A 10,408-nucleotide genomic window follows, 5' to 3' on the forward strand; every position below is an offset into this window, starting at 1 on the left:
CGAGCGAGCCTCGGCATTTCGCTGTCGCGGTCACGAGTGGGGCGGACACCCCGGTTCCGGGGACCGGACACCGGCCCGCCGGCGACCGGTGTCCGGAGAGAGCGGTCAGGCGGTCAGGGAGGGGACTGTCCAAGGGACATCGACACTCCGAATCCATGATTCACAGATCCATGATCTATGATCCATAGATCTGCACATCATAGATCCACAACCCATAGATCGTAGATTCCATGATGCTGAGTCGAGGCTACCGGTACCCACCGGCAATCCCGCGGCTGGTCACGGCCGGCCGGTGCCCGGCGCACCGGCGGAGCGCGGCAGCTCGCCGGGAGCCGCGGTGCCGGCGTCCGGCGCACGGTCGGACCGATGGGTCCGCGCCGAGCCACCCGGCCCGTCCACCGACATCAGCACCTCGAAGGTGCCGGGCCCGTCGACCGCGAAGACGAGCAGCGGCGTCAGCGCGTACCGCACCTCGAAGGCGGACAACGCGCGACGCCACGCACCCGGCCCGTCCCACTCGGTGGTCATCAGCCACGAGCCGGGTTCGTCGAGCGCCTGGGCGATCCGCCCACCACGGAATCCCGGGGCCCGGGCGAGCGCGTCGAGCGCCGGGCGTGCCGCCGCGGCGAACCCCGCCCCGCCCGGGCTGGCGTCCCCGGGCACGGCGAAGGCGATCTGGGCAACGACCGGAGCACCGGCCGTCGGCGCCGCCCAGTCGGGCACGGTGGAAGCGTCTGGTCCAGTCGGAACGTCGGGCCCAGGCATCAGACGCGGTGGGCGACGGTTCCGCCGTAGCGCCGGTCCCGTCGGGCGAAATCCTCACAGGCGGACCACAGATCGCGCCGGTCGAAGTCCGGCCAGAGCGTCTCGACGAACGAGAACTCGGCATAGGCGGCCTGCCAGAGCAGGAAGTTGCTGAGCCGCTGTTCCCCGGAAGTCCGAATGACGAGGTCCAGATCGGGCATATCGGGCTCGTCCAGGTAGCGGCCGATGGTCGCCTCATCGATCCGATCGACGCGCAGCCGGCCCTCCCGCACGTCCCGGGCGATCGCCGCCGCGGCATCGGCGATCTCGGCCCGGCCGCCGTAGTTCACGCACATCACCAGGGTGAGCCGGTCGTTGTCACGGGTACGTTCCTCGGACGACTCCAGCCGCCTGATCACGTTCCCCCACAGCCGGGGACGACGGCCCGCCCAGCGAACCCGCACACCGAGCGCGTGCATGTCCTCGATGCGCCGGCCGAACACCCCGTCGGTGAAGCGCATCAGGAACGCCACCTCGTCCGGTGACCGTTTCCAGTTCTCCGTGGAGAAGGCGAACACCGACAACCATCGGACCCCGAGCTCGATCGCGCCCTCGACGCAGTCGAACAGGGCGTCCTCGCCGGCCTCGTGCCCCTTTGTCCGCGCCAGCCCGCGCCTCTTCGCCCACCGTCCGTTACCGTCCATGACGATGCCCACATGCCGCGGGACGAGACGCGACGGCAGGACCGGAGGCCGCGCGCCGGAGGGATGGGGATGCGGATCGCGGAACCGCATCTCCACATCATTACGCAGCGCCACCGCCTACCTCCCCGTACCCGTCCGGGGCGGCTTCAAGCCGCAATCCGTCCTGCCGATCCCTGCCATCACCACATCGTCCCCCCGTCGGCGCCGGGTCGCGCCGGACGCACCCACCACCGCTTTCCGCCTCACCATGTCCGTCCTCGTCCTTCCGCCACGGCCCGTCCCGCCGCCGTCCCGCTCCCATGGTCCCGTTCCCCGGCGGTCGCACCCAGGCCGCCTAGCCCGCCTCCCCGGGACGACCGTCCCAGCGCACGCGCGAGACCTCCACCACGGCGCCCGGCCGCGTCACGCCCTCTCCAGATGAGGCAGCGCGCGAAGCCCGCGTTCGAGATGCCACTGGAGATAGGCGGCGACGATGCCACCGGCCTCCCGCCGGGCGCGGGCGTCACTGACCAGTGCACCGTCCCAGTCACCGCACAACAGATCCGCGAGCAGCCGCACCGCACCCGCGGACACCGACGCCGCACCGTGCGGGCGACATTGCGGGCACACTACGCCGCCGCCCGACACGGACAACGACAGGTGCAGCCCAGGCCCACCGCAGCGCGCGCAGTCGTCTAGGGCCATCCCATACCCGGACACCGCGAGCGCCCGCAGCAGGAACGCGTCGAGGACGAGCGCGGGTGGGCGCTCCCCGCCGGCGAGCGTACGCAGACCACCGACGAGCAGGAGGAACAGCCGCAGGGCGGGCTGGCGTTCCTCGCTGGTCAACCGCTCGGCGGTCTCGAGCATCACCGCGGCCGCGGTGTACCTCGGGTAGTCGACGGCGATCGTGGCGCCGTAGGGAGAGATGATGTCCGCCTGGGTGACCGTGTCCAGCGCCCGGCCGGAATGCAGCAGCAGATCGACGTACGTGCCCGGCTCCAGCCGCGACCCGAACCGCGAGGACGTCTTGCGGACACCCTTGGCGACGGCCCGCACCCGACCGGTCCGACGGGTGAGCACGGTAATGATGCGGTCGGCCTCGGTGAGGGGGGCCGTGCGCAGGACGACACCTTCGTCGCGATACACCGGCACCCGCCCATGGTTGCACGGCCCCGAGTTCATGCGGTGAAGCGAGGTCGCCCGGCAGATGGCCGGTACCAGCCGGGATGTTCTCCTGAGGAGCCCGCCGGGCATCCCGTTCCCATAGCCGGGGGTAGGTACGGCAGTACATGGCGGCATGGACGCGGCATGGACGGTGCCCCGGTGGGGCCCGGCGGCGAGCCGGCTCAGAACCCCAGGCGACGCAGCTGACGCGGATCGCGCTGCCAGTCCTTGGCGACCTTGACATGTAGATCGAGGAAGACCGGGGTGCCGAGGAGCGCCTCGATCTGGGTACGGGCGCGGGAACCGACCTCCTTGAGGCGGGATCCACTGGTCCCGATGACAATCGCCTTCTGGCTGGGCCGCTCGACGAAGACGTTCACCCGGACGTCGAGGAGAGGACGCTGCGCCGGCCTGCCCTCCCGGGGGACCATCTCCTCCACCACGACGGCGAGCGAGTGCGGCAACTCGTCGCGGACCCCCTCCAACGCGGCCTCACGGACGAGTTCGGCGACCATCACCTGTTCCGGTTCGTCGGTCAGCTCCCCACCGGGATACAGCGCAGGCCCGGCGGGCAGCCGGGCGACGAGCATGTCGGCGAGCACGTCGACCTGGTAGGAGCGCACCGCGCTGACTGGAACGATGTCACTGAACTCGCCGAGCCCGGCGATCTCGAGCAGGCGGGCGCCGATCCGATCGGGATCGGCGACCCGGTCTGTCTTGGTGAGGATGGCGACCACCGGGGTGCGCTTGGGCAGCCGGGACAGCTCCTCGGCGATGAAGCGGTCCCCCCGGCCGACCGGCTCGTCCGCGGGCATGCAGAAACCGACGACGTCAACCTCGGACAGCGTGGCCCGCACCACGTCATTGAGCCGCTGCCCGAGCAGCGTGCGCGGCCGGTGCAACCCCGGGGTGTCGACCAGGACGAGCTGGGCGTCGTCGCGGTGGACGATGCCGCGGATGGCGTGCCGAGTGGTCTGTGGTCGCCCGCTGGTAATGGCGACCTTCGTCCCTACCAGCGCGTTCGTCAGCGTCGACTTGCCGGCGTTGGGCCGTCCGACGAGGCAGGCGAAGCCGGCCCGGAACGGCACCGAGGTCGTTGTCGACACGCTAGGTGGTCACCCTGGTCCGGGCGACGCCGTCCGGGCCGGCGAGGAACACCGGGATCCCGACGCCGAACTCGGCCAACGTCGCCAGGTCGGCGCGGTCGAGCTCGTCCTTCTGCGTGACCACCGCGGCAGCTTCGAACCGGCGGGCGCCACTGGACACCGCGGCGGCCACCGCCGCGCGCAGCGCCGAGATCGCTAGCTCGGCCCGGCCCAGGCCGAGAGTCGCCGCCGCGTAGGTGCGACCGTCGGTGTCACGCAGCGCCGCTCCCTCCGCAGGGTCGCCCGAGGGGGCGTAGGCACGCAGCCGCGCCGCCCTGGCCAGCACCACGAGCTTCGCGTCCTCGGCGGCGAGGTCGAGAGCCGGGACGCCGTCGGCCGAGTTGCCATCGGCAGGCACGGTCCCCGACCGGGTCACGTCGGCGGTCACGAATTCACCTTTCTGTCCGACGACGAGCTGCGCACGGGTTCGCCGCCGTCGTCGGATCGAGGAGGCGGCGAGCCGTCGTCGCCGTTCGACGGATGCGGCAACCGCTGGACGACCACGGTGCCGATCTGGTTACGCCGGCCGGCGGCCCGTTCCGCCGACAGCCGCAACCCACCGACCGTGACCGTCGCACCCGGGATGGGCACCCGTCCCAGGGCCGTGGCCAGCAGGCCACCGACGGTGAGGGTGTCGTCCGCGCCGGGCAGGTCGTCCACATCGAAGTGGAACAGCTTCGCCAGATCGTCGATGTCGAGCCGGGCGGTTACCCGCGCGGTGTCAGCGTCGATCCACTCCACCGGCGGAACCTCGTTGTCGTACTCGTCGGTGATCTCACCGACGATCTCCTCGAGGATGTCCTCGATGGTGACGAGTCCGGCCGTTCCACCGTACTCGTCGATGACGATCGCCATGTGGGTGCGCGACGCCTGCATCTCGCGGAGCAGGTCGTCCGCGGGCTTACTCTCGGGCACAAGCGCGGGCGAACGCATGATCTCAGCGATCGCACCGTCCTCGCCCCCCTCGCGTTCCCGGCGGACCATGTCCTTGAGGAAGGCGATCCCCACCACGTCGTCGACGCTCTCCCCGATGACGGGGATCCGCGAGAAGCCGCTGCGCAGGGCCAGCGCGAGGGCCTGCCGGACGGTCTTCGTCGACTCGATGAAGAGCATGTCCGGACGCGGCACCATCACCTCGCGCACCAGGGTGTCCCCGAGCTCGAACACCGACGCGATCATGTCGCGTTCCTCGCGCTCGATGACCTCGTTCTCCTCGGCGAGGTCGACGAGATCGCGCAGCTCGGCCTCGGAGGCGAAGGGACCATCCCGGAAACCAGGGCCGGGGGTGACCGCGTTGCCGAACGCGATCAGCAGCCGGGGCAACGGCCCGAAGATCCGCGCCAACCGGACCGTGAGACCGGCGCTGGCCAACGCCACCGCGGGGGCGTGCTGGCGGCCCAGGGTACGGGACATCACCCCGACGAGGATGTAGGCGACCAGGGTCGAGGCCAGCGTCCCGAGGCCGATCGCGGCGAACCTGGCCCCGTAGGCGTGCACGAACAGCACCGTGATACAGGCCGCGGCGAGCATCTCCGCGACGATGCGCAGGAGCAGCAGCAGCGCGAGGTAGCGGCCCGGATCGGCCACGACGGTCGCCAGGTTCCGGGCACCGGCCCGGCCCTGGCGGGAGAAGCCCTCGACCGTCACCCGGGAGACCCGGGTCAGGGCCGCGTCGATGCCGCCGAGACCCGCCGCGGTAAGCGAGCCCATCACGGCGATGAAGACGAGAAAAAGATCACCGGAACTCATGCGGACCCCCTTGTGCCGGGTCAGCGTGCGGGCGCGGCAGGGGGCTCTCCGGCGCCACCGCCACGGCCCTGGTCACTGCGGCGGCTCTGGTCACTACGGCGGCCCTCGCCGCCGCCCGCGGCATCGCGGGCGGCGTCCGCGTCGCCGGGGGCCCGCACCGCGCCGTCCCACGACGCGAGCAGCTGGCTCTGTACCTTCCACATCTCGCGTTCCTCGTCCGGCTCGGCGTGGTCGTAGCCGAGCAGGTGCAGGATGCCGTGGGTGCACAGCAGGGACAGCTCGCGATCGAAGGAGTGACCGGCCTGCTCCGCCTGCCGCCGCGCGACGTCCGGGCACAGCACGACGTCGCCGAGCAGGGTGGTCGGATCGTCGTCGACCGACTCCGACCACGAGGCGTCGAAGGCGTCGTCCTGCGGGAAGGACAGGACGTCGGTCGGGCCCTCCTCGCCCATGTACCGGACGTGCAGATCGGTCATAGCCTTCGGCTCCACCAGCATCACCGAGAGCTCGGCGAGCGGGTTCACCTTCATAGCGTCGAGCACGAACCGGGCGAGCGCGGCCAGCCTCACCTCGTCGACGTCACTCGCGCCCGACTCGTTGGCAACGAATACGGCCATCAGCGGTCCTCTCTGGCCGCGGCGACGGTCACCGTCGGTCCCGACGGGCAGACCGGGCCGGAGCGGGTGGCGGCGCGCTGGCCGCGTCCCAGCGGGCGTAAGCGTCGACGATCTCGCTCACGAGCCGGTGCCGAACCACATCGGAGCTGGTCAGGGATGCAAAATGGACGTCGTCGAGGCCGTCGAGGATCTCCCGGACCACCCGCAGCCCGCTGCGGGTGCCGCTGGGGAGGTCGACCTGGGTCACGTCCCCAGTAACAACGATCTTCGCGCCGAAGCCGAGCCGGGTGAGGAACATCTTCATCTGTTCCGGCGAGGTGTTCTGGGCTTCGTCGAGGATGATGAAGGCGTCGTTCAGCGTCCGGCCGCGCATGTAGGCCAGTGGGGCCACCTCGATCGTGCCGCTCTGCATCAGCCGCGGGATCGAGTCCGGATCGATCATGTTATGCAGCGCGTCGTAGAGCGGCCGCAGGTAAGGATCGATCTTCTCGTACAGGGTCCCCGGCAGGAACCCGAGGCGTTCCCCCGCCTCGACCGCGGGGCGGGTCAGAATGATCCGGTTCACCTTCTTGGCCTGCAACGCCTGAACGGCCTTCGCCATGGCGAGGTAGGTCTTGCCGGTGCCGGCCGGCCCGATCCCGAAAACGATGGTGTGCTGGTCGATCGCATCGACGTACCGCTTCTGGTTCAGCGTCTTCGGCCGGATCGTCCGGCCCCGGCTGGAGAGGATGTTGAGGGTGAGAACCTCGGCCGGCCGCTCCTCGGCGCCGCTGCGCAGCATCGCCAACGAATGGTCGACATGCTGCGGGCTGAGCTCCGTCCCGGCGTCGAGCAGCGCGATGAGCTCGGCGAACAACCTGGCAGCGAGCTCGTTCTCAGCCGGAGCGCCGGTGATGGTGATCTCGTTGCCACGCACATGGATATCCGAGGAGAAAGCCTTCTCGACGGTACGGAGCAGCTGATCCTGGTGACCGAGCAGACTCACCATGCTGTGCGGACCGGGTACGACAATGCGCGTCTGGACCCTGGTGTCGGGCGCGACGGGTGGCGTAACGGATTCGGGCATAAAGAGCGGCCAGCGAGGCCGGGGCACCTCTCAGGATTGATGATTGCGGTAGGCGGCGCGGCGCGGCGCGGACAGCCGACACCGGGACAGAACCCCTCCAGCCGGAGGGGCCGCCCAGCGAGGCGGACCACGGGCGCTACCTGGCCAGTCTATCCATCACCGCGCCGGGCCGTCCCAACGACCGAGATCCGCGAACACGACCGCCGCGGCCACGACGCCGGCGGTGGATGTGCGCAGCACCGTCAAACCGAGCCGCGACACAATCGCTCCGGCCTCACCCAGCGTGGCCAGTTCCGGCTCGGACACCCCTCCCTCGGGGCCCACGACGAGCACCAGCTCCGCCGCCGAGGCGGTCGGGCCCACCCGCTCCAGCACCTCAACCGAGCGGACCAGTCCAACCGAGCGGGCCAGTCCGACCAACGGGATGGTCGCCTCCTCGTGCAGGACGACGGCAAGCGCCGCCGCCCGCACCCGCTCGACAACCTCCTTCAGGCCGGCCAGCTCGCCCACCACTAGCCAGTGCAGTCGGTGGGACTGCTTCGACGCCTCCTCCGCGGCTCTGACCCAGCGTTCCCGGGCCCGCACGCCACGGACACCCTCGCAACGGGCCACGGACCGGGCCGCCGACCACGGCACGATCTCGTCGACACCGACCTCGGTCAGCATCTCCACCGCCCGCTCGCCCCGATCCCCCTTGGCAAGGGCCTGCACGACAACCAGCCGGGGGCTCGGGGCCCCGGCGGCGACCCGGCGCAGTCGATCTCATCCCGCCGGACGGCGACGACCTCGCACTCCACCGCATGGCCAAGACCGTCGGTCACGTCGACCGGTTCCCCCGGCCGCAGCCGGCGCACCATGGCCGCATGGCGACCCTCCGGACCAGCGAGGGTGAACGAGTCCGCGATCGGCAGCGGCGACAGCCGAAACAGGGCGCTGGTCAGGATGCATCCTCTCCGCAGCGGTCACGGCCGACGACCGGGCTAACGGCCGCGGCGCGTGCCCCGCCGCCGGAACAGCCCCGCCGCGCCGCCGCCGGAGGATCCGCCCACGACGGCCGGCGCCTCCTCGTCGCGCAGCTTCGCCAACTCCCGCAGCAACCGCTCCTGCTCGCTGTCCAGCTTCGTCGGAGTCTCGACGTTGATGTGGATGTGCAGATGACCGCGCCCGGCGGCCCGCAGATGCGGAACCCCGCGCCCGGCGAGCTTGATGACCTCACCGGGCTGGGTGCCGGGCTTCACGGCGATGGTCTCGGTGCCGTCGAGGGTCTCCAGCGTGGCGGAGGTGCCGAGCGCCGCCGAGGTCATCGGCAGCGGCAGCTCACAGTGCAGATCGTCGCCCTCCCGGGTGAAGACCGGGTGCTGCTTCTCGGAGACCTCGACGTAAAGGTCACCGGGCGGCCCGCCGCCGGGCCCGACCTCGCCCTCGCCCGACAGCCGGATGCGCATGCCGTCCTCGACCCCGGAGGGGATCTTCACGGTGAGCGTCCGGCGCTTGCGTACCCGGCCGTCGCCGCCGCAGTCCCGGCAGGGATGCTCGATCACGGTGCCGGTACCCGAACACCGCGGACAAGGCCGGGAGGTCACCATCTGGCCGAGGAAGGAACGGGTGACCTGCTGGACCTCGCCCCGCCCGCCGCAGGTACCGCAGGTCGACGGGTGCGTGCCGGGAGCCGCACCGGCGCCGGTACACGTCGAGCACACTGCCGCCGTGTCCACGGTGATCTCGCGCGTGGCGCCGAACGCGATCTCGGACAGGTCGAGCTCGATACGCAGCAGCGCGTCGTTGCCGCGCCGGACCCGGGACCGGGGCCCACGGCTCGACCCGCCGCCGAAGAAGGCGTCCATGATGTCACCAAGGCCGCCGAAACCGGCGCCGAACGGCGAACCACCACCGCCGCCGCCGGGCGCGAGCGGATCGCCGCCCAGGTCGACGATCTGGCGCTTCTCCGGATCGGAGAGCACCTCGTACGCGGCCGTGACGCCCCGGAAGCGCTGCTGCGCATCCGGATCTGGATTGACGTCTGGATGCAGCTCACGGGCCAGTTTGCGGTAGGCCCGCTTGATCTCGTCGTTCGACGCTTCCCGGCGTACGCCCAGAACGGCGTAATAATCCACTGCCATCAATCGGCACCCAAGAGTTCACCCACATATTTGGCGACGGCCCGGACGGCCGCCATCGTCCCCGGATAGTCCATGCGCATCGGGCCGACCACCCCCATCCCACCCAGCGCGAAGGGACCACGACCGTATCCCGTGGCCACCACCGCGGTGGACCGGAGGGCGTCCACATCCGTTTCGCGACCGATCCGTACGGTTACAGTACCGGTCTCCCGCGCCGAGCCGATGAGCTTCATCAGCACGACCTGTTCTTCCAATGCCTCAAGTATCGACCGCAACGAGTCGGCGAAGTCGACCGGGGACCGCGTGAGATTCGCCGTCCCGGCCATCGCGATGCGCTCCTCCTGCCGCTCGACCAACGACTCCAGCACGGCGCCGGCCATCGTGGTCAGGTAGGGGCGCAGCTCGGAGCGGGTGCTGTCGGGCAGGGCCGCGACGATGTCGGGGGCGTCGACCAAGCGCCGGCCGGCCAGCGCGCAGTTGAGCGCGGAACGCAGCTCGCCGGCGACCTCGTCGTCGATGGGTACGAGGCTGTCGACGATACGCTGCTCGACCCGCCCGGTGTCGGTGATGAGGACCATCAGCAGGCGGTACGGGCCGAGTGTGACAACCTCGATGTGCCGGATGCTGCTACTCGACAGGGAGGGGTACTGCACGACGGCCACCTGCCGGGTGAGCTGGGCGAGCAGCCGCACGGAGCGGCGCACCACGTCGTCCAGGTCGACGGCGCCCTCCAGGAAGCTCTGGATCGCCCGACGTTCAGCCCGGGACAGCGGCTTCACCCCGGACAACCGGTCCACGAACAACCGGTAGCCCTTGTCCGTCGGTATCCGTCCTGCGCTGGTATGGGGCTGTGTGATGTACCCCTCTTCCTCCAGGGCGGACATGTCGTTACGGACAGTAGCTGATGACACACCGAGGTTGTGCCGCTCCGCCAGCGCCTTGGAACCCACCGGCTCGTTGCTCAGCACAAAGTCCTCAACAATCGCCCGAAGGACTTCGAGCCGCCGATCCTCCAGCACGCGGTCGCACCCCCTTCACCAGGCGGGACGTGGCCGGGCCACGGCATGTACAGCGGCGGGCACCCAGCTTGGCACTCGGCCGCAGTGAGTGCCAAGTG

General features: G+C 70.5%; 12 protein-coding genes. All 12 read right to left on the reverse strand.

Annotated elements, in window-relative coordinates:
* Positions 1-279: 279 nt before the first annotated feature.
* Positions 280-723, reverse strand: coding sequence for an antibiotic biosynthesis monooxygenase (locus AC08OJ_RS01975; protein WP_476594914.1), 444 nt, complete (start codon positions 721-723; stop codon positions 280-282).
* Between the two features lie 41 nt (positions 724-764).
* Positions 765-1,562, reverse strand: a complete 798-nt coding sequence (locus AC08OJ_RS01980; RefSeq protein WP_476592120.1) for an isoprenyl transferase — start codon at positions 1,560-1,562, stop codon at positions 765-767.
* 288 nt (positions 1,563-1,850) lie between these two features.
* Positions 1,851-2,582: a DNA repair protein RecO gene (gene recO, locus AC08OJ_RS01985; RefSeq protein WP_476592121.1), complete on the reverse strand. Its 732-nt coding sequence runs from the start codon at positions 2,580-2,582 to the stop codon at positions 1,851-1,853.
* A 194-nt stretch (positions 2,583-2,776) separates the two neighbouring features.
* Positions 2,777-3,700, reverse strand: a complete 924-nt coding sequence (era, locus tag AC08OJ_RS01990; protein WP_476594915.1) for a GTPase Era — start codon at positions 3,698-3,700, stop codon at positions 2,777-2,779.
* Position 3,701: 1 nt separating this feature from the next.
* Positions 3,702-4,127, reverse strand: a complete 426-nt coding sequence (locus tag AC08OJ_RS01995; RefSeq protein ID WP_476592123.1) for a cytidine deaminase — start codon at positions 4,125-4,127, stop codon at positions 3,702-3,704.
* On the reverse strand, positions 4,124-5,488 hold the full coding sequence (locus AC08OJ_RS02000) for a hemolysin family protein (RefSeq protein ID WP_476594916.1): 1,365 nt from the start codon (positions 5,486-5,488) through the stop codon (positions 4,124-4,126). The genes AC08OJ_RS01995 and AC08OJ_RS02000 overlap by 4 nt, the downstream gene beginning before the upstream one ends.
* Positions 5,489-5,508: 20 nt before the next feature.
* Positions 5,509-6,105, reverse strand: a complete 597-nt coding sequence (gene ybeY, locus AC08OJ_RS02005; protein WP_476594917.1) for an rRNA maturation RNase YbeY — start codon at positions 6,103-6,105, stop codon at positions 5,509-5,511.
* A 28-nt stretch (positions 6,106-6,133) separates the two neighbouring features.
* Positions 6,134-7,171: a PhoH family protein gene (locus AC08OJ_RS02010; RefSeq protein ID WP_476592126.1), complete on the reverse strand. Its 1,038-nt coding sequence runs from the start codon at positions 7,169-7,171 to the stop codon at positions 6,134-6,136.
* Between the two features lie 156 nt (positions 7,172-7,327).
* Positions 7,328-7,882, reverse strand: coding sequence for an RsmE family RNA methyltransferase (locus AC08OJ_RS02015; RefSeq protein ID WP_476592127.1), 555 nt, complete (start codon positions 7,880-7,882; stop codon positions 7,328-7,330).
* Positions 7,831-8,028, reverse strand: a complete 198-nt coding sequence (locus tag AC08OJ_RS02020; protein WP_476592128.1) for an RNA methyltransferase PUA domain-containing protein — start codon at positions 8,026-8,028, stop codon at positions 7,831-7,833. Before AC08OJ_RS02020 ends, AC08OJ_RS02015 begins: the two co-directional genes overlap by 52 nt.
* A gap of 123 nt (positions 8,029-8,151) precedes the next feature.
* The gene (dnaJ, locus tag AC08OJ_RS02025) at positions 8,152-9,291 is read right to left on the reverse strand and encodes a molecular chaperone DnaJ (protein WP_476594918.1); all 1,140 of its coding nucleotides are present in this window, start codon (positions 9,289-9,291) and stop codon (positions 8,152-8,154) included.
* The gene (gene hrcA, locus AC08OJ_RS02030) at positions 9,291-10,310 is read right to left on the reverse strand and encodes a heat-inducible transcriptional repressor HrcA (protein WP_476594919.1); all 1,020 of its coding nucleotides are present in this window, start codon (positions 10,308-10,310) and stop codon (positions 9,291-9,293) included. The genes dnaJ and hrcA overlap by 1 nt, the downstream gene beginning before the upstream one ends.
* Positions 10,311-10,408: the final 98 nt, after the last annotated feature.

The sequence above is a fragment of the Frankia sp. CgKIO3 genome (genome assembly GCF_977946435.1).

Coding starts and splice junctions, on each gene's coding strand:
- AC08OJ_RS02000 (WP_476594916.1), bottom strand. CDS start 5,488: ATGAGTTCCGGTGATCTTTTTCTCGTCTTCATCGCCGTGATGGGCTCG.
- ybeY (WP_476594917.1), bottom strand. CDS start 6,105: ATGGCCGTATTCGTTGCCAACGAGTCGGGCGCGAGTGACGTCGACGAG.
- AC08OJ_RS02010 (WP_476592126.1), bottom strand. CDS start 7,171: ATGCCCGAATCCGTTACGCCACCCGTCGCGCCCGACACCAGGGTCCAG.
- AC08OJ_RS02020 (WP_476592128.1), bottom strand. CDS start 8,028: ATGGTGCGCCGGCTGCGGCCGGGGGAACCGGTCGACGTGACCGACGGT.
- dnaJ (WP_476594918.1), bottom strand. CDS start 9,291: ATGGCAGTGGATTATTACGCCGTTCTGGGCGTACGCCGGGAAGCGTCG.